A 19,460-nucleotide genomic window follows, 5' to 3' on the forward strand; every position below is an offset into this window, starting at 1 on the left:
TTTTTGTTTAATAATTGGCTATTTTTAAAATTCATAATTTCAAATAGTGAAATAATATGGATAAGCTTTTGTGCATGAGAGTGTTTGTCGAGGCGGCTAAATCGGGTAGCTTTGTAGGGGCTGCAGATGCATTGTCAATGTCAGCGCCTGCAGTTACTCGCTGTATTGCACATTTGGAATCTCAATTAAATACAAGGCTTTTTCATCGCACAACACGGCAAATAAAGCTGAGCGAAGTGGGAGAGCATTACTTAAGTCATGCCTCGCGTATTTTGACCGACATTGAACAAAGTGAAGCTGCGGTATCTGGCTTAGATCTCGCGCCACAAGGTGAACTCAATATAACTGCGCCTATATTATTCGGAGAGCGTTACATAACGCCGATTATTTCTCAGTTCCTGAAGGATTACCCTAATATTTCAATTAACGGTCATTTTCACGATGATGTCGTGAATTTGATTGATAATAATATTGATGTAGCAATTCGAATTGGTAAGCCGAAAGATTCATCGCTTTATGGTGTTACTGTTGGGTATGTAAGGCGCGTAACCTGCGCAGCACCTGCTTACTTAGAAAGCAGCGGGCCCATCAAGAAACCGGAAGATTTAAAACAGCATAGCATTTTGTTTCCTACAAGATTCAACGAACCTGTCGTATGGACCTACCACAAAGGCGGCATAGCTATACCCATTAAGCTTACACCTCGCTTCCAGTCTAACCAAAATAGAGCGGCAATTAATGCAGCAAAAGATGGCGTAGGTATTGTACGGCTTATGTCTTACCAAGTTGCTGATGCGCTTAAAAGTGGTGAATTGGTTAGCTTGTTAGAAGATGTGGAAGATAACAAGTTGCCTATTCAAGTGGTGAGTGTTGAAGGACGAAAAAACCTCACCAAAATTAAAACCTTCATCGACTATGTAAAGGCCGGATTAGCAAACAATGAATATCTTAACCCTAAGTGAGCATTCAAAAAGTTAGGGGGAATTGCGATAGGGGATGTTGCTTATCATTACAAAATAAAACTGTTGTGCTAATCCAAAACAATTCTGTTTAATGTGAGCTTGATACGCTTTGTGAGTAAATAGCAATGGGTTACACTACGGCAGGTCATAGCTTTAGTCTTTTACTATTGCGCTTTTAACACCACAAGTTAATGTGCGCCATAAAAACGTTAATAATAGAAATTCATCGGGGTAACATGGTTTCTTGGCAATCACTTACATTTAATGAACTTACAAACCATCAACTTTTCGACCTGCTTAAGCTGCGAGTCGATGTCTTTGTTGTTGAACAAAACTGCCCCTATCCGGAATTAGATGAAAAAGACCGCCATTCGCAAACCCATCACTTTATGGGTTTTGAAAATAATCAACTTGTGGCATGTGCACGATTACTTGGTAAAGGGGTTAGTTATCCATCGGTAAGCATAGGCCGTGTGGCGACCAGTGAAGCCTTTCGGGGGAAAGGAGCGGGTAAAGCCCTTATGTGTGAAGCCATTAAGCACTGTGAGTCGCTGTGGCCGGGGTGTGATATTGAAATTGGTGCGCAAGAGTATTTAAAACGCTTTTATGAAAGTTTTGGTTTTGAAGCCACATCAACGATGTACTTGGAAGATGACATCCCTCACATAGATATGAAAAGACTAGGCACAGCAAAAGCTTAGCTCTATAACTAGCTCAAAAAGTCGGTTGGCATAACCTTATAGCTTTGGAACAGACGTATAGCCAAAGTATTAAGCAATATTATTTACCCATGCCAACCGATAAGCGGTGCTTTTAAATGCACCTAGAATTCATCAATCAAGACCCGAATGCTTACTTCGCCTTCGGTAATTGAGATACCAGCTCATCTAGCCCGCTCACTACAGTGTCAGGCGATAGCGCTAAAGGATAGAGTACTTTGCCCGGTCGAGCGATAAACGCAGCTTGCCAGCCGGCCTGTTTAGCCCCAGCAATGTCCCAGCCGTGAGCCGCAACTAACATAGCGTCTTCTGCTTCTATGCCCATTTTTTCAATAGCCCATTCATAAGTGCGTGTATCTGGTTTATACAAGTTAATATCTTCAACGCTAAGTCGCTCATCGAAGTAAGAAAGTAGGTCTGCATTTTTAAACTGTGTATACACGCCTTTATTAGAGGAATTGGTAAGGCTCACCAGTTTATAGCCCTTGTCTTTTAACGCCTGCAAGCCATCACGTACGTCTGGGTGTGGGGGAAGGTTTCGCAAAGGCGTAACAATTGCCGTTTTAGCCTGCTCTTTGGTTAATTCAATACCTTCAATTTCAGCGACCATCAATAGTGAGGCAACGCCAATCTCTCCAAAGGTATGGAAGCGACCAGTGGTTGAGTCGACCAGCGAGTGATGCAGCATGGTTGAGAACCAAAGCGGTAACAAATCGTCTCGCCCTCCTAATGCTTCACCCACCGAGCTGCGCATGGCGGTAAGGTCAAGAAGGGTCTCGTTTACATCAAAAAAGATAACTTTGGGCGCGCGCAGTTCTTTCTTTTCAACCTGCATTGCATCGGTATTTCCTGTTTGCGCAAAAACAGGTGATGACAGAAGACCTAGGCCTAAAGCGGTTGCACAACATATCCGTGATAGTAATGATGAAGGTGAACGAGCCATGATTATCCTTAATTAAGATTTGAACGAGTGTTCAAAATAGGATGAATAGGGTCTAAATGCAATAGTTGATGAGACGAAATGACTATTTTCTGGTGGTTAATCGATACCCATTCCCGCGCAAGGTTTCAATAAATATGGCATCACTGCTATGAAGCTTTTGACGTAGCCTACTGATGTACACGTCAACCACATTGGTCAGCGGGTCGCTGTGGCTTCGCCATACTCGACTTAATATGCGCTCTCGAGAGAGGACTTTTTCAGTATTTTCCGCAAAATAATAGAGCATGTCGTATTCTAGTTTAGTAAGTGTAATTTCTTCTCCTGACAGTGTTGCAATGCGAGATTCATCATCAATGTTTAACGGTCCGACGGTTAAGCCTGATTGAGTAACAGGCGTGTTGGTCACTCTTCGGCTTAAGGCCGTTATACGCGCTAGCAGTTCGTCAAAGTCAAAAGGCTTACATAGATAATCGTCTGCGCCTTGTTTTAAACCATTCACACGCTCCCGTACCTCATCTACAGCTGTAAGTAGCAAAACCATAGGAGCATGAGGGAGAGATTTAATGGCGGGCAACAGTTCTACGCTATCTTCGTCGCCAAACATGCGATCAAGTACGATGATGGCAGGGGACTCGTGTCGAATGCGCGTGACTAAATTGTGCAATGCCGACTCTTCGACACATTCAAAACCTTCCGCGCTTAAGCCTCGCGATAAAAATCGTAGTAAGGGGGCTTCATCATCAGCAATAAGAATCTTCATTGTTGGTATAATCCTAAATCGTCTATGTCATTCAGCGCTTGTTGTATCTGATTGACTTGCTTGGCTTTCTATCAAAGGAAGTGTCAAGGTAAACTGAGAGCCTTTACCTAATGTAGAGTGTGCAGTTAGTGCGCCCTGGTGGGCTTCCGCAATGGCTTTTGCGATAGACAAACCTAACCCCATTCCATTGCCTTTGCGTTTTAACCTAACGAAGCGTTCAAACACGTGCTGCAAATCACTTGAAGAAATGCCTTCACCGCAATCAATAACTGATACATTGATATTCTGGTTTTCGCTTTCAACATGCAGTGAAATGGGCGTATCTGGATAGGAGTATTTGTGCGCGTTCTCAATAAGAATGGTTAGTGCCTGCGAAATTCTGTCACTGTCGATAAGCACTTGCGCTTTTTCTTTAGCAAGCCATTTAATATCTAGGTTTCTGGGCTTTGTAAGTTTTTGCCACGATGGCATGTTTTGAGTAAGCAGGCTGTGTAAGTCCGATTTTACCAAATCCACCGTAAATTCGTGCATCTCGGCCCGCGCCAGTAGCAGTAAGTCATCCACTAATTTACTTAAGTTAACCGCTTGCTCTAGTATGGTCTCCAGCGTTTCTTTGTAAATCTCATTGCTCGCTGCTGCTTGTCTGAGGGTTACCTGCGCTTCGCCGCGTATAATAGTTAGCGGCGTACGCAATTCGTGGCTAACATCGGCCATAAACTGACGACGCTTTGCGTCTTGCTTAGTTAGCTTGTCATTTGCTTCTTTTAGCGCGCGAGTACGGCTCTCCACTTCAAACTCTAAATGCTTGCGATGGGCATCTGCCTGATCTTCATGCTCCTGTAGTCGCGCAATCATAGAGTTAAGCGCTTTCACCAAGTCAGTAAATTCGCTGTCTAGGGTTTCAGGCAAGCGATAGTGATAATTTCCTGATGCGATAGCATCAGTACCAGTACGAATGACTGTAAGGGGTGAATAAAGGGCATTGAATAGCCAGTAGCAACCCAGCAAAATGAAGGGGCAGGTGATAAGACCCAAACTAATCGTAAACCATACAATGCTGGTGTTAAGTGTTTCGATGCTAGCGTTAATACGCGATACCACACCTGTTTGTCTATTTACAGCAGAGTTAATGGCTTCTCTAAACTGATTGTCGATGGTGACTTCTAATAATGTTTGAAGGCGCTGCTGCTGGTTGAGTGGGGTGCTAACGTTAGAAAGCGCAATAGCCCTAAATTCTGCCACTATGCTTTGAATGAGTGCTTCGAGTTCATCAGTGTCCTCTACGCTGCCAAGCGTTGCTTCAACTCCTAAGGCTTCACGCTGCGCGAGTTCTAGCGATGTTATCCGATTTAATGCGTTTTCTATTTGCTGTTGCTTGTTTCTAACTTTAGCTTGGTTCGCATTTTTCCCAAATATAAGCTCGTCTGTCAGCTGTTTAAAAAGCCTGTAGGAAACACTCGATAGCTGTTGATGCTCTGACAGTAAGGACTGGGCAAGCTGTGCCTGGGTTAGATTAGTACGGGTTAAGTGTGCCGAGATTGCGGCACTTGCCAAGGCTATTAACAAGATAAATGTAGATAACAACCCAAAAAGATAAAGTTTGCGTTTGTACATGGCAACGACATTGTATTTGTTTGCCACTATATACGCTTAATATAATGTATTGGTGCAGTTTTATTGGTTTTAAAGGCGGCTAGCAGGCGTGTGAACTTTATAAGGCGGCTAAGGCGATATCAGTTTGGTACTTAAGCTCAGCATCTATTTTCCAGTGCTCTGGGCTCCAACCAGATAAGAACCGATAAAAGTCAGCGCAGGCAAAAGGGTACAGCTTTTTCCATTCGGTAATAACGTGCTCAATATCACTGCTTTTGAAGTAAAAAGGGGTAGCATGGTTTGACGAGCGAGCTTGTAGTGCGTCTTCTAGTGCAAGGAAATACGTATTAAGTAAGGCGTCCCGATGGGCAATATGGGTCTCAGTGGGTAATGCACTTCCCAAAAAGTAAGCCACATCTTTTATGCCGACACCAAAACCTACATACTGAAAGTCGACGGCGGCACAGGCGGAAAATTTTCAGTAAAACAAAAGTTAGCCACTTTAGCATCGCCATGTACTAGCGTTTGATAGTTAGCGCTATCTAAAGTTCTAGCAATGGCCAAGGCGTTTTGTTTTAACAGACCCTCTGGCATGGCTTGAAACTCATCTTCACGTGTAGCTAAGTGCCAATAAGTACCCTCGCTCCACAACTGTATATTTCGGTTTTCAAATTCACTTCTTACATTAAGAAAGCGCGCGTGAAAGTGAGCTAACCATTTTAGAACGGTTTCGCATTGTACTGAAGTAAGTGAAGAGGCTGTGCGTGAGTAGCCAGTGTGCGCTAAATCTTCCATAACCAGAAGGGAGGCTTCGCCCTGCTGGCTGTGTGCTATGTATCTAGCTGTTGGAAAGCAGGCATCAGTTTGCTTTTGAACTCGGCTATAAAAACAGTTCTCTACCGCAAAAGATTGGCATTTTCGGTTGTGGCTTGCCTCGCCGTTCCAACCTTTGGGGTGTGAAAGGGTGTTTGGCGGTGCGGCGCATTTTACTACAACCTTAGTAACTGGTTGGTAGTTGGCTTTGGGTAGGGTAGTTGAGCTATTTTGTACGTGCTGGATTTCATCTCTACAAGTAGCGCTAACATTATTACTGGCTTTTGCGGTACCGTCACTAGAATAGCTTAGTATGGCACGAAAACACGCTCCATAGCCACTCCAAAGAGGCTGGATTAGTTGCGTATTTAATACCCTGGCATTACACACTTGGCTTAACCAATCTATATATTGCTGGTCTACCGTGTCTGACATTTCATTCTCAATTCTAACTAAATTTCAAAACTACACTAACAAACAAAAAAGCCGCTCGAAAGCGGCTTTTATTCATGGGCTAGTCAACCACTAGCAACTGAGATTTATTCAGCCGCTGCTGGCGCTTCAGCAACGTCGCTTACTGCTCGAGGAAGTGTTGTAGTTGCTGATGCTCGCGAGTTGGCGTACGACATGGCCGCAGTTTTACCTGATACTGCTAGTGCAGGACGTGCATCGTCAGCTTTTGCAGTAAGCACAACATCAACAAACGTGTCGTTCACTTGCGCTGGCAATGCCATAGGATGAGATGCGCCACGCTTACCTTTACCGCTAGCTGCTAGGCTATTTAAAGCTGGTGCTGCCTTTACAGTACGTTGCTCTTTAGCCGTCGTATCAGCTGATTTTGCTTCTTGCGCTGGAGCTTCCGGTTTTGATGGCGCATCTGCCAAGTTAATTTCAACTTGTTCTGGAGATGCTGCTTCACCTTTAGCTTCTGACGCTGCGCTTGAAGTCTCAGTATCAGCAGTCTCATCTGTAGATTCTGTGTCTGCTGCAGACGTGGTGTCTTCAGATACGTTTGCCTGCTCAGCGCTTTGAGCTTCTTTGAGCTGCTCGGCTTCAGTGGTAGCGTTTTCTTCTGCTGAAGTTTCTTCAGTAGTAGAAGGTTTATCTTCTGAAGGCTCTTTACCCGCTGAAGCTTTATCATCCGCTGAAGCTTTATTATCAGCTGAAGCTTTATCACTCGCTGAAGCTTTATCATCCGCTGAAGCTTTATCACTCGCTGAAGGCTCCGCATCAAACTGAAGTTCGTCCTGAACGGCTTCAACATCAAGCTTGGCTTTTTCTTGCTTGCCTTGGTTAGAAACAGGCTGTTCGTCAGCTGGCGCTAGTTGACCAGGCTCCTGTGCTTGCGTTTCTTCAACAACAGGGGCGTCAGCTTTAGCTGTCGCTTCAACTTCAGCCTCTGGAGCTTGCGGTGAAAGCTCGCCAGGTTGCTTAGCTTGAGTGTCTGCATCGTCAACTTGCTGCGCTTCTTTCTTACGACGTTGACCTGCAGCACGAACATGGCGAGGTGAACGGCGCGAACGACCACGACCTTCACGTTTTTGACCTTGTTCTTCACTATTGGCTTCACTGCTCGCATCAGTAGTCGCTTCAACAGCTTCATTAGCTACAGAAGTTTGACTATCACTCTTAGTCGCCTCCGATTGAGCCACTACTGGTTTAGCGTCTACAGGCTTTTCAGCTACTTGTTGTTCTGCTTGCGGCGCTGGTTTGTTAGCGTCCTGCTTTGACTCAACATTTTTTTCAGCTGGCGCCTGCGTTTTTTCTACTTTAGATGACTTAGGTTTTGCATCAGCTTTTGGCTTCTGCTGTACCTGTGCTTCTTTCGGCGCAGGGGCTGTTTGAGCGTCATTTTGTTCTGCAGTATTTACGGCAGTGTCATCTTTTTTCACACGAACGCTACGGCGCTTGTCACGACGTTTTCTACGTTCAGCCACTTCACGCTTCTTCTGCGCTTGGTTTTCTTGCTGTTCGCCATCTTGCTTCTCGTGCTTAGGCTTTTGCTGTTCATCGCGAGGCTGTTGCGCTTTACGCGGCTTACGGCCTTTGTTATTGCGTTTTTCGTCTTGGTCCTGACGTTGATCTTTCCTCTGGTCTTGATTCTGATCTCTTCGCTGCTCGCCGCGAGCTTTGCGATTATCTTTCTGCTCGCCATCACGGTTTTGATCTTTATCTTGGTCTCGGCCTCTAGACTGGCTGCCACGACGGTTGTTTTTATTACGCGGCTTGCGACGACGGTCGTCGTTATTGCGAGTGCGGTTGTTTCTATTTTGGTTACCAGACTTTGCTTTCTTGTCTTTATTGGTTTCTTCTTCGCTTTCGCTACCAAATAAGTCACTAATCCATTTGCCGAAACGTGCGAACAACGAAGGCACATCGTCAGCTTTCTTCGCTGGCTCTTCTTTCGGCGCCACAACAGGTGCAGCCGTTGGCGCAACAAGGCCTTTAAGCGCTGGTTCTTCGCGTTTAACTGGTGCCGTAGTCGTCGTTTCTGTTTCAGCTTCTACTGCAGGCATTAACTCTACGTTGTAGCTTGAGTCAGACACAACGTCATCCGGACGTCTACGCAACACCTGGTAATGAGGTGTATCCAAGTTTGCATTAGGAATAAGCAATAAATCTACGCCGTGACGCTTTTCAAGAAGCTGAATTGACTTACGCTTTTCGTTAAGTAAATAGGTCGCAACTGGAACAGGCAACTGTGCTTCAATTTGCCCTGTATTTTCTTTGATGCTTTCTTCTTCCAAAATACGAAGAATAGACAATGCTAAAGATTCGGTTCCGCGAATAGTGCCGTGACCAGAGCAGCGTGGACACACATGGTGCGCTGATTCACCTAGTGAAGGGCGTAAACGCTGACGGGACATTTCAAGAAGACCAAAGCGAGAAATGCGGCCCAGTTGTACACGGGCTCTGTCGCTTCTTACCGCGTCTTTCATGCGGTTTTCAACTTCACGTTGGTGACGTACTGGTGTCATGTCGATGAAGTCAATAACTACCAAACCACCTAAATCGCGAAGACGCAACTGACGAGCAATTTCGTCTGCCGCTTCTAAGTTAGTATTAAGCGCAGTCTCTTCAATATCACCGCCCTTAGTTGCGCGGGCAGAGTTGATATCAATAGATGTTAGTGCTTCAGTAGGGTCGATAACAATTGAGCCGCCAGATGGTAAACGCACTTCGCGTTGGAACGCAGACTCAATTTGGCTTTCGATTTGATAGTGGCTGAATAATGGTACTTCACCACGATAAAGCTTTACACGATTTGCAAAGTCAGGGCGCACTAGCTGAATGTGCTGTAGCGCTTGCTCATAAATGCTGGTTTTATCGATAAGGATTTCGCCGATATCGCGACGTAGATAGTCACGAATAGCGCGCACAATAACGTTACTTTCTTGGTGAATTAAGAAAGGAGCTTCGCGCTCTTCAGCTACCTCTGAAATCGCTTCCCAGTGTTTAAGCAGAACTTTTAAATCCCACTCTAATTCTTCGAACGACTTACCTACACCGGCAGTACGCACAATTAGGCCCATACCTTCAGGAAGGTCTAATTTACTTAGTGATTCTTTAAGCTCAGTACGCTCGTCGCCTTCAATACGACGAGAGATGCCGCCAGCGCGTGGATTATTCGGCATAAGCACCAAATAGCTACCCGCAAGCGATAGGAATGTAGTTAAAGCCGCGCCTTTTTGGCCGCGCTCTTCTTTGTCGATTTGAATAATAACTTCTTGGCCTTCCTTAATCACATCTTTGATGTTTGGACGGCCTTCGAATTTGTAACCTTTAGGGAAATAAGTGCGGGCAATTTCTTTTAGAGGGAGGAAACCGTGACGCTCTGCGCCGTAGTCGACAAAAGCAGCTTCTAAGCTTGGTTCAACGCGGGTAATTTTACCCTTGTAGATGTTCGCTTTTTTCTGCTCGTGCCCTGGGCTTTCAATATCTAAATCGTACAACCGTTGCCCATCAACAAGGGCAACGCGCAACTCTTCTTGCTGAGTTGCATTAATTAACATTCTTTTCATTGTATCTAACTCTGTTTTAGTACAGCCGTTAAGACACAAAATTAAAGTGACATGTGCAAACCCTCACCGCGCAACCTCACGGCTGGACGGGGACCTTGTTGTTGCGTCGCATTATCCCTGGTGGTTGGCCAGTTTACACCGTTTTTAGCGCTTAATTTTAACTGTTTTCACTTGTGTCTTATTTTCAGACAAAATCGCAAGCGAATTGCAATGGCCACACTGCTTTAAGGATGTCGGGAGCGACTAGCCCTTATTACTGTATTCTTTTTTACGAGCATTTTTATATGCTCGCTAGTCATTTAATTCTGTTAGTTAACGGCAAACTTATTTTATGTTCGCAAGCAATGGCGGTTGCTTTATCACGGCAGTGTAGTCGTTGCCTCTCTAGCTTGGTTGGTCTGAAAAATATTTTTTCATTGCGGATGCTACCAACGCGAACGCCATACTTTTTCGTTTTACAAGTGTGAGTAGCATCGTCGTTCTTTATAGATTGCTATCTCGTTCTCGTTTGTTGTTTTTATAACGCTGAGTTTCACGTTTCTGAAAGGGCGTTTTTTTACCACTTACTATCAAAAACTAAATTGTGAATATTACCGTTCAAAAAACGTCGTTAATTATCGCACCAAAACTGCAAATTTAGCAAGGAAAGCAAGTGAATAAATTGTGTATATCTCAATAAGTAGGCTGTGTACTGAGCACAGACGAATGACAAAAAATTGCCTTTGGTTAAAATTGCGACGATAAATGCTTTTTTCAAATATTTATCACTTTCAATTAGCCCAGAGAAATACCAATGAGGTATACTCTGGGCATGAAAGAAGAAGCCCCCAAAAAAGTACGTTTTGTAACGGTTGAAGCCGATTTGGCTGGTCAACGTATCGATAACTTTTTGCGTACGCAGTTAAAAGGCGTGCCTAAAAGTATGATCTATCGCATTTTACGTAAAGGTGAAGTGCGAGTTAACAAAGGTCGTGTTAAGCCAGAATACAAACTACAAGCTAACGATTTAGTCAGAATTCCTCCTGTTCGTGTATCGGAAGGTGCACCGGCACCATCACCTAAACTCGATAAAATTGCAGCGCTTGAGTCGCACATTCTTTTCGAAGACGATCGCATACTTGTTATAAACAAGCCTTCTGGAATGGCAGTTCATGGTGGCAGTGGTTTAAGTTTTGGTTTGATTGAGGGCTTAAGAGCCTTGCGCCCCGATGCCAAGTTTATGGAATTAGTACATAGGCTTGATCGCGATACCTCTGGCTGTATTTTAATCGCTAAGAAGCGTTCTGCCCTTCGACACATGCACGAGCAACTTCGTACGGGTAAAATGGACAAGCGTTATAATGCGCTGGTTGCAGGTGAATGGCCTAAAACTCGATTTAAAGTAAAAGCACCACTTCGTAAGAATGTACTCCAATCGGGCGAGCGCATGGTAAGTGTAAGTGACGATGGTAAACCGTCAGAAACGCGTTATCGCATATTAGAAGAATACGCCGGGGCTACGTTAGTTGAGGCGTCGCCTATTACGGGTAGAACCCACCAAATTCGCGTTCACTGTTTGCATGCTGGTCACCCTATTGCTTGTGACCCAAAATACGGTGATGCAGATTTTGACGCGGCAATGCGCCAAAAAGGGCTGAATAGACTATTCCTTCACGCTCGCAGTATTTCACTGCTGCACCCAGCGACTGAAGAGCGCGTTACTTTTACCGCGCCGTTAGACGACACCCTCTCAAATACACTTAAAGCGCTGTAAAATATGCATTCAAAGAACCAGGCTGTGGAAACACAGCCTTTCACTTCGTTAGATGAAAAACTACCTAAGTACAAACTTATTATCTTTGATTGGGATGGCACGCTCATGGATTCGGCGGCAAAAATTGTTAGCTGCATGCAGCTAGCCGCAAAGCAGTGTGATATGCCTGTTCCTACGTACGACGAAGTAGGCCACATTATTGGTATAAGTTTAAAGCCAGCCATTAAACAGCTTTTTAATATTGAAGATGATGAGTTAGCCGAGCGTTTAGTCGCCGCCTATAAAGAGGCGTTTGTTACCCGTGATACAACGCCGTGTCCTTTGTTTAATGGCGTTGAACAGTTACTTAGCAATTTGAAAGAAGCGGGATGCACCTTAGCCGTTGCGACAGGTAAAGCGCGCCGAGGTCTTGATAGAGCGTGGGCACAAACAGGAACGGGACCTTTCTTTAGTGCGTCGCGCACCGCCGACGAGGCAGAATCAAAGCCTTCGCCCGACATGCTGCTACAGTTACTTGATGAACTGGGCTATGAAATAAAAGATGCCGTGATGATTGGCGACACAACCTACGACATGCAAATGGCGAAAACGATTGGTATGGATAGAATAGGGGTGTCATATGGTGTTCATGCGCAGGTTCATTTAGAAGCATTTTCACCTGTGGCACTCGTACACTCTATAAGTGAACTAGAAGCAGCGCTACTTAAATAGCGCTGTTTTTATAGAACTACTTTGATAGTGCTGCTCTTACAGAATTAGTGGCTTACTGTGCAGCCATTGCTAATAAATCCACATCGAAGTGTGCGCCTAGTAATTCATTTAACAGCATTATAGGAAGACCTATTAAACTGTTAGGGTCACGGCTCTCTATTTTATCGAACAGTAGTACGCCTAAACCTTCGCTTTTAAAACTGCCGGCGCAATCAAGTGGTTGCTCTTTATCTACATAGGCGCGAATGGCAGCTTCACTGTTGTGGCGAAAGAAAACGCGTGTTTCATCAACCTGCGTTATCGTTTTATTGGCGCTAGGCTGATGAAGGCAAAGTGCAGTATAAAATGACACTTGCTTACCTTGGCATGCCAGTAGCTGGTTTACTGCATTTTCGACCGTACCTGGTTTGCCGAGTAGCTGCGGGCCCGCATCGGTTTGTACCAAAGCCACTTGATCGCTACCAATAATAATGGTGTCGCTATTTACTCTTTCTAATTCAGCGGCAACCTTGTGCGCCTTTTGTTCGGCCAAACGTAAACTCAATGCCGTAGGACTTTCGTTTGCAAAGGGCGTTTCGTCAATATCTGGTGCGTGGGTGTCTACCTGAATACCAATGTTGGCAAGTAACATTTTTCGGTATTGGGATGATGAGGCGAGAACAAGGGAGGCCACAATTACTCCTTTTATAAAATCAACATGTTGCGTACTTTCAGTTAATAGCGCAATGTTACATTATCACAGCGTGCGACATACAGTGTTTTATTATAGGTTAAAACGCAATTTTGCTTTGACAGGAAGGGGTTGACCCTATATCATGCGCGCCCTATGCAGAAAGTGAAACTCCCTCATTCGGTTGAACCGACTAAAAGTGCCATGAAACGTTCCGATTACCGGGGCGTGATTGCGTCTAAAGATATGGAACGATTGAGTGAAGCAGTTGTCCGATGCAGTGACTATGTGGACGCAGAAGTGCAGTTCGAAAAAGACGCGCAGGGTCTTACTGTTTTTCACGGTCATTTAGCCACGCAGGTAACACTTATCTGTCAAAGGTGTAATGGTGAACTCGATTATCCCGTGGAAGCGGAATTCTGTTTTACTCCAGTGCAGGGAGAAGAACAGGAAAGCGATGACATCATTCCCGAGGCTTACGAACCGGTAGAGGTCAACGACCACGGAGAAGTTAATCTGCTTCAAATTTTTGAAGACGAGCTACTGTTATCTTTGCCAATTGTACCCCTTCATGCAGAGTCGGAGTGTACAGTGAAGCAAGACGATATGTCGTTTGGAAAGATTGAACCGGAACAAGAGCGACAAAACCCTTTCGCGGTTTTGAAAGAACTTAAGCGAGACCAGGAGTAAGTTATGGCAGTACAACAAAATCGTAAAACGCGTTCTAAGCGCGGTATGCGTCGCTCACACGATGCATTGACAGGCGCGACTTTGTCTGTCGATTCAACGTCGGGCGAAACTCACCGTCGTCACCACGTGACCGCTGACGGTTATTACAAAGGCAAGAAAGTAATCGGCGCGTAATACGGCGACTACATTTTGTCTAAACTAACCATCGCGTTAGATATCATGGGGGGCGATCATGGTCCCCCTGTTATCCTTCCCGCAGCCGTAAAGGCTATTCAACTTCACCCAGACGTGCACTTCACGCTATGCGGTGATGAAGATACCATCAAAGCAGGTATACAGCCCCTTACCAACACTGAACGCAACCGCGTTACTATTGTGCATTGCTCACAAGTGGTTGAGATGGGCGAAGCGCCAACGTCAGCGCTACGAAACAAAAAAGATTCTTCTATGCGTCGCGTTATTGAACTTGTCGAAAGTGGTGAGGCAAACGCGTGCGTAAGCGCAGGTAATACCGGTGCACTGCTTACTTTATCTTTCTATTTGCTTAAAACCTTATCAGGCATTGATAGGCCCGCACTCATTAATATGATGCCTACAACAGGGCACCATAACGTATTTCTTTTAGATTTAGGCGCTAACGTGAACTGTACGCCTGAAATTCTTTTCCAATACGGTGTTATGGGGTCAGTGCTTGCACAAGAAGTCGCGGGTATAGCATCGCCACGGGTTGCCTTATTGAACGTGGGCGAAGAAGATATTAAAGGTAACGCGCAGGTAAAATCTGCCGACCAGCTTTTTAAAGACGCGCCAGGCATAAACTATATTGGTTATGTAGAAGGTGACGACATTTTCACCGATCATGCGGACGTAGTGGTTACAGACGGTTTTACCGGAAACGTGGCGCTTAAATCGAGCGAAGGGCTGGCTAAGTTAGTGATAAACGAAGTAAAACGCCAGTCTCAGAAAAACTTTTATACCCGATTATTAGCAAAAATTGCCTTCCCATTACTGAAATCTATCTATAACAGCGTGAACCCCGACCAGTATAACGGTGCGAGTCTGATAGGATTGCGCGGCATTGTTATCAAGAGTCATGGAAATGCACAAAAAGATGCCTTTTATTACGCCATCGTGCAAGCAATGAAAGAAGCAAAGATGCATTTGCCTGAAAAGATAAAGACTAAGATAGAAACGGTATTGTTGGAGCAGCTTTGAGCAAATATTCACGCTTTATAGGAACAGGTAGCTATTATCCCAGCGACGTGCGTACTAACGCAGATTTAGAGCAAATGGTGGACACCAGTGATGAATGGATCACTGACCGTACCGGGATAAAAGAGCGACGTATTATTGGAGCAGATGAAACCGCTGCTACCATGGGGGCAGAAGCCAGTAAAAAAGCCATAGAAATGGCGGGCATTGACCCGAAATCTATCGACATGATTGTGTGCGCTACCACGAGTGGTCGCTATGCGCTTCCAAGCACAGCATGTGAAATTCAACGCATTCTTGATTTAGACGGCATTCCGGCATTTGACGTGGCTGCTGCGTGCGCAGGCTATTGTTATGCGTTAAGTGTAGCCGATCAGTATATTAAATCGGGAATGGCCAAACGCATTCTTGTAATCGGAACCGACTGCCTAAGCCGTCTAATAGACCCAGAAGACAGAACCATGGTCATTCTGTTTGGTGATGCGGCAGGCGCGACCATTATAGAAGCCAGTGATGAACCTGGTATTTTATCTACACATATTCATGCCGCAGGTTCATACGGCGACTTGTTGTACGTGGGTAATCCAACCCGTGGTGATGAGCAGTCAGTTCATGAAAACTGGGGTGTGATGCGCGGTAACGAAGTCTTTAAAGTTGCGGTAACCAAGCTTTCAGAAGTGGTTGAACAAACCCTTGCTGCGAACGGTATGCAAAAATCTGATCTTGACTGGTTAGTACCTCACCAAGCAAACTTTAGAATTATTAAAGCGACAGCTAAAAAGCTAAATATGTCTCTTGACCAAGTTGTGCTTACGTTAGAGCAGTATGGTAATACTTCTGCTGCTACCGTTCCCACAGCGCTTGATACAGCTATCAGAGACGGCCGCATTCAACGCGGACAGCATTTATTACTAGAAGCATTCGGAGGCGGATTTGCATGGGCGTCAGCGCTTGTACGCTATTAGCCATGTGATGATGTAATTTAACTTCGACGTATTCTCGTTTCTAGTAAACTAAAAATAATAAGGAATCGACATGACAAAGACAGCCTGTGTATTTCCAGGACAAGGTTCTCAAAGTGTGGGCATGCTGAAGGAACTTGCTGAGACTTCTCCGATTATCGAAGCAACGTTCAAAGAAGCCTCTGACGCACTTGGATACGACCTGTGGGATTTAGTCCAAAACGATGCAGACGGTAAGCTTAACGAAACCCATATCACTCAGCCTGCGTTGCTTGCAGCGAGTGTTGCAATTTGGCGTGTAATACGCGAGCAGGGGATAGACGTAGATTACTTAGCAGGTCACAGCCTTGGTGAGTACTCAGCATTAGTGTGTGGCGGCGCTATGGACTTTGCTGATGCTATCAAGCTTGTAGAAGCTCGTGGTAAATATATGCAAGAGGCTGTACCGGCCGGTGCGGGTGCTATGTATGCCATTATCGGGTTAGACGACGCGTCCATTGCTGATATCTGCCAGCAAACTGCTATTGCTACGGGCGATGTGGTTGCGCCGGTAAACTTTAACTCTCCAGGCCAAGTCGTTATTGCTGGCGAAAAGAACGCAGCTGAACAAGCGGCTAATGCATGTAAAGAAGCGGGCGCTAAGCGCGCACTTCCTCTTGCTGTAAGTGTGCCTTCACACTGTGAGCTAATGCGCCCTGCGGCAGACAAATTAGAAGACGCGCTATCGTCATTGAACGTTAATGAGCCTGCAATCAATATTGTGAATAATGTTGATGTCACCATTGAAACCCAAGGTGATGCAATCAAAAACGCATTAGTAAGACAACTTTATTGCCCCGTTCAATGGACTCGTACTGTCGAATATCTAGCGGCAGCGGGTGTTGAGCGTGTTATTGAAGTAGGTCCTGGTAAAGTACTTACCGGATTGAACAAACGTATTGATAAGAGCCTTACGTCTCTTGCAGTTAATACACCTGATGGTGTTGAAGCATTAAAACAATAAGGAAACGCAATGAGTCAATTAGACGGTAAAATTGCGCTTGTTACCGGCGCAAGCCGAGGTATAGGTAAAGCGATTGCCACACAACTTGCACAACAAGGTGCTACGGTTATCGGTACTGCAACCAGTGAAAACGGTGCGCAAACAATCAGCGACTATCTTTCTGAGTTTGGCGGCAAGGGCTTTGCGCTAAATGTCACCGACAAAGAAAGCGTTGATACAACATTAAAAGCAATTAACGAAGCTTTTGGTAGCATTGATATCTTGGTCAATAATGCAGGTATCACACGTGATAATCTGCTAATGCGCATGAAAGATGATGAGTGGCAAGATATTATCGACACTAACTTAACCTCTATTTTTACAATGTCAAAAGCGGTACTTCGCGGTATGATGAAGAAGCGTTGTGGTCGCATTGTAAATATCGGTTCTGTAGTGGGTAGTGCGGGCAACGCTGGCCAAGCAAACTATGCTGCAGCGAAAGCAGGGGTTATTGGTTTTTCTAAATCGATGGCTCGTGAAGTAGCTTCTCGTGGTATTACAATCAACGTTGTGGCACCTGGTTTTATCGATACCGATATGACAAAAGCACTGACCGATGACCAAAAAGAAGCCATTTTCAAAGACATTCCGGCGAACCGCTTAGGTGCGCCTGATGAAATTGCAGCCACTGTTGCCTTTTTAGTGAGCGATGGTGCAGCCTATATTACAGGCGAAACCATCCACGTAAATGGTGGTATGTATATGGGGTAAATTCGCAAAAATTGCGAATTTTCCCTAGTTTGGGGTGGTATTTACCCGAACTTGGATGTAAAAATAGTATTTTACGAATTTCGAATGTCGCTGGTTTGACCAGAAAATTTGTTTAAACTGGTGCTTGCAAGGATGCACCTTGCAAAATAAACTAGCGGCACTTTTATTATCTAGTGACGTTTAAGGGAAACCTAGAATTATGAGTAACATTGAAGAACGCGTTAAGAAAATCATTGTTGAACAACTTGGCGTGAAAGAAGAAGAAGTAAAAGCAGAAGCTTCATTCGTTGACGATTTAGGCGCTGATTCACTTGACACTGTTGAGCTAGTGATGGCTTTGGAAGAAGAATTCGACACTGAAATTCCTGACGAAGAAGCAGAAAAAATTACTACTGTTCAGTCTGCAATTGACTACATCAACGCTAACAAAGACGCTTAAGTCTTAAGTAGCGACAAAGCGGCTCTTCTTACAGAGCCGTTTTTGTATCTCCTACCTTAGTTCCAAAGCGAGGGCTTTTTGTGACAAAACGTCGCGTAGTGGTTACTGGTCTTGGAATGCTTTCACCATTAGGTCTTAATAGCGAAGACACATGGCGCAAATTGCTCGCGGGCGAAAGCGGCATTGGTGAAATCACCCATTTCGATTGTAGTAACTATTCAACCCGTTTCGCAGGTCAAATTAACGATTTTGATCCGCAGGAATACATTGAAAAGAAAGAAACCAAGAAGATGGACCGCTTTATCCAGCTGGGTATTGCAGCGGGCAAGCAAGCCTTGGTCGATTCTGGTTTAACTGTTTCACAAGATAATGCGCATCGCGTAGGTGTAGCTATTGGTTCAGGTATTGGTGGTTTAGAGCAAATTGAACAAAACCATTTAAAACTGACAAATAGCGGACCTAAGCGCGTATCGCCATTTTTTGTACCTTCAACCATTACCAACATGATTTCAGGCTTTTTGTCTATCATGGAAGGGTTGAAAGGACCGAATTTAAACGTTGTGACTGCGTGTACTACAGGCGTTCACAACATAGGTATTGCCGCAAGAACCATTGCTTATGGTGATGCTGACGCCATGCTGGCCGGTGGCGCTGAAGCGTCTATCACGCCGTTAGGGATGGCAGGCTTTGCCGCAGCTCGTGCGTTGTCTTCTCGCAACGATAATCCACAGGCAGCAAGCCGCCCATGGGATAAAGACCGTGATGGTTTTGTCATGGGTGAGGGCGCTGGCGTGGTAATGCTGGAAGAATACGAAGCTGCTAAGGCTCGTGGCGCTACTATCTATGCTGAGCTCGTTGGTTTTGGCATGAGCGGTGATGCATACCATATGACTTCACCACCTGAAGATGGTGAAGGTGCTGCCGCGTCTATGCAAAACGCAATAAACGATGCCAAGATGGACGCAAGCGACATCGGCTATGTTAATGCCCATGGTACGTCTACGCCTGCAGGTGACATTGCTGAAGTGGCTGCGGTAAAACGTGTATTTAACGACCACGCTCACAAATTACTTGTTAGCTCTACCAAGTCAATGACAGGTCACTTACTGGGTGCTGCCGGTTCGGTTGAGGCAATTTTCACTATTTTGGCACTACGTGACAAAATGGCGCCGCCAACCATTAACTTGGATGAACCAGGTGAGGGCTGCGACTTAGACTTTGTTGCACACAAAGCCAAAGCATTCAATGAAGACTACGCGCTGTGTAACTCATTCGGGTTTGGCGGTACGAACGGCTCATTGATATTTAAGCGTATCTAATACGGCGCGTAATTAACGCGGTTTAAGTGAACTTCACGTAAAGTTAAAAGGCAGCTTCGGCTGCCTTTTGCTGTTTATATGAACAAATGTAACATCGAAGATTGTTTGTGTCTGGCTTTCTTTATTGGGGAGTCAAACA

Annotated in this window: 17 protein-coding genes and 1 pseudogene; 12 read left to right on the forward strand and 6 right to left on the reverse strand. The window is 45.0% G+C overall.

The window, feature by feature from the left end; translation table 11 throughout:
• Nucleotides 1-56: 56 nt before the first annotated feature.
• Both PCAR9_RS08230 and PCAR9_RS08235 read left to right on the forward strand, forming a co-directional pair.
• Complete coding sequence (locus tag PCAR9_RS08230) at nt 57-962, forward strand: LysR family transcriptional regulator (protein WP_232091158.1); 906 nt, start codon at nt 57-59, stop codon at nt 960-962.
• A gap of 236 nt (nt 963-1,198) precedes the next feature.
• Nucleotides 1,199-1,663, forward strand: coding sequence for a GNAT family N-acetyltransferase (locus PCAR9_RS08235; RefSeq protein ID WP_179983181.1), 465 nt, complete (start codon nt 1,199-1,201; stop codon nt 1,661-1,663).
• Between the two features lie 151 nt (nt 1,664-1,814).
• Here the strand turns inward: PCAR9_RS08235 and PCAR9_RS08240 are convergent, their stop codons facing one another.
• From PCAR9_RS08240 to rne, 5 genes and pseudogenes are all read right to left on the reverse strand, one after another.
• Nucleotides 1,815-2,624, reverse strand: a complete 810-nt coding sequence (locus PCAR9_RS08240; RefSeq protein WP_179983182.1) for a haloacid dehalogenase type II — start codon at nt 2,622-2,624, stop codon at nt 1,815-1,817.
• Nucleotides 2,625-2,706: 82 nt separating this feature from the next.
• On the reverse strand, nt 2,707-3,384 hold the full coding sequence (locus PCAR9_RS08245) for a response regulator transcription factor (protein WP_179983183.1): 678 nt from the start codon (nt 3,382-3,384) through the stop codon (nt 2,707-2,709).
• A 27-nt stretch (nt 3,385-3,411) separates the two neighbouring features.
• Complete coding sequence (locus tag PCAR9_RS08250; RefSeq protein WP_179985187.1) at nt 3,412-4,998, reverse strand: sensor histidine kinase; 1,587 nt, start codon at nt 4,996-4,998, stop codon at nt 3,412-3,414.
• Between the two features lie 97 nt (nt 4,999-5,095).
• A pseudogene (locus tag PCAR9_RS08255) lies at nt 5,096-6,225 on the reverse strand (phosphotransferase).
• A 104-nt stretch (nt 6,226-6,329) separates the two neighbouring features.
• The gene (gene rne / locus PCAR9_RS08260) at nt 6,330-9,812 is read right to left on the reverse strand and encodes a ribonuclease E (protein ID WP_179983184.1); all 3,483 of its coding nucleotides are present in this window, start codon (nt 9,810-9,812) and stop codon (nt 6,330-6,332) included.
• A gap of 811 nt (nt 9,813-10,623) precedes the next feature.
• Between rne and rluC the strand changes: the two genes are divergently transcribed.
• A complete protein-coding gene (gene rluC / locus PCAR9_RS08265; protein WP_179985188.1) occupies nt 10,624-11,565 on the forward strand; it encodes a 23S rRNA pseudouridine(955/2504/2580) synthase RluC in 942 nt (313 codons plus the stop codon).
• Between the two features lie 3 nt (nt 11,566-11,568).
• Nucleotides 11,569-12,276, forward strand: coding sequence for an HAD-IA family hydrolase (locus tag PCAR9_RS08270; protein WP_179983185.1), 708 nt, complete (start codon nt 11,569-11,571; stop codon nt 12,274-12,276).
• Nucleotides 12,277-12,328: 52 nt separating this feature from the next.
• Here the strand turns inward: PCAR9_RS08270 and PCAR9_RS08275 are convergent, their stop codons facing one another.
• Nucleotides 12,329-12,949 (reverse strand): Maf family protein, encoded by a 621-nt coding sequence (locus PCAR9_RS08275; RefSeq protein ID WP_179983186.1) that lies wholly within the window; start codon nt 12,947-12,949, stop codon nt 12,329-12,331.
• Nucleotides 12,950-13,102: 153 nt separating this feature from the next.
• Here PCAR9_RS08275 and yceD point away from each other — a divergent pair, with 153 nt between their 5' ends.
• From yceD to fabF, 8 genes are all read left to right on the forward strand, one after another.
• Nucleotides 13,103-13,636 (forward strand): 23S rRNA accumulation protein YceD, encoded by a 534-nt coding sequence (gene yceD, locus PCAR9_RS08280; protein WP_179983187.1) that lies wholly within the window; start codon nt 13,103-13,105, stop codon nt 13,634-13,636.
• A gap of 3 nt (nt 13,637-13,639) precedes the next feature.
• Nucleotides 13,640-13,810, forward strand: coding sequence for a 50S ribosomal protein L32 (rpmF, locus tag PCAR9_RS08285; protein ID WP_012518206.1), 171 nt, complete (start codon nt 13,640-13,642; stop codon nt 13,808-13,810).
• 15 nt (nt 13,811-13,825) lie between these two features.
• Nucleotides 13,826-14,851 carry a phosphate acyltransferase PlsX gene (plsX, locus tag PCAR9_RS08290; protein ID WP_136781267.1) on the forward strand — a complete coding sequence of 342 codons (1,026 nt, stop codon included), beginning with the start codon at nt 13,826-13,828 and terminating at the stop codon, nt 14,849-14,851.
• Nucleotides 14,848-15,813 (forward strand): beta-ketoacyl-ACP synthase III, encoded by a 966-nt coding sequence (locus PCAR9_RS08295; protein ID WP_071814538.1) that lies wholly within the window; start codon nt 14,848-14,850, stop codon nt 15,811-15,813. Before plsX ends, PCAR9_RS08295 begins: the two co-directional genes overlap by 4 nt.
• A gap of 70 nt (nt 15,814-15,883) precedes the next feature.
• On the forward strand, nt 15,884-16,813 hold the full coding sequence (gene fabD / locus PCAR9_RS08300; RefSeq protein ID WP_179983188.1) for an ACP S-malonyltransferase: 930 nt from the start codon (nt 15,884-15,886) through the stop codon (nt 16,811-16,813).
• Between the two features lie 9 nt (nt 16,814-16,822).
• Nucleotides 16,823-17,563 carry a 3-oxoacyl-ACP reductase FabG gene (fabG, locus tag PCAR9_RS08305; protein ID WP_179983189.1) on the forward strand — a complete coding sequence of 247 codons (741 nt, stop codon included), beginning with the start codon at nt 16,823-16,825 and terminating at the stop codon, nt 17,561-17,563.
• A 199-nt stretch (nt 17,564-17,762) separates the two neighbouring features.
• Entirely contained in the window at nt 17,763-18,002 is a 240-nt protein-coding gene (gene acpP / locus PCAR9_RS08310) for an acyl carrier protein (protein ID WP_012518211.1), read from the forward strand.
• Between the two features lie 80 nt (nt 18,003-18,082).
• Nucleotides 18,083-19,321, forward strand: a complete 1,239-nt coding sequence (gene fabF, locus PCAR9_RS08315) for a beta-ketoacyl-ACP synthase II (RefSeq protein WP_179983190.1) — start codon at nt 18,083-18,085, stop codon at nt 19,319-19,321.
• Nucleotides 19,322-19,460: the final 139 nt, after the last annotated feature.

This window comes from Alteromonas macleodii (assembly GCF_903772925.1).
GTDB classification, from domain to species: domain Bacteria; phylum Pseudomonadota; class Gammaproteobacteria; order Enterobacterales; family Alteromonadaceae; genus Alteromonas; species Alteromonas macleodii_A.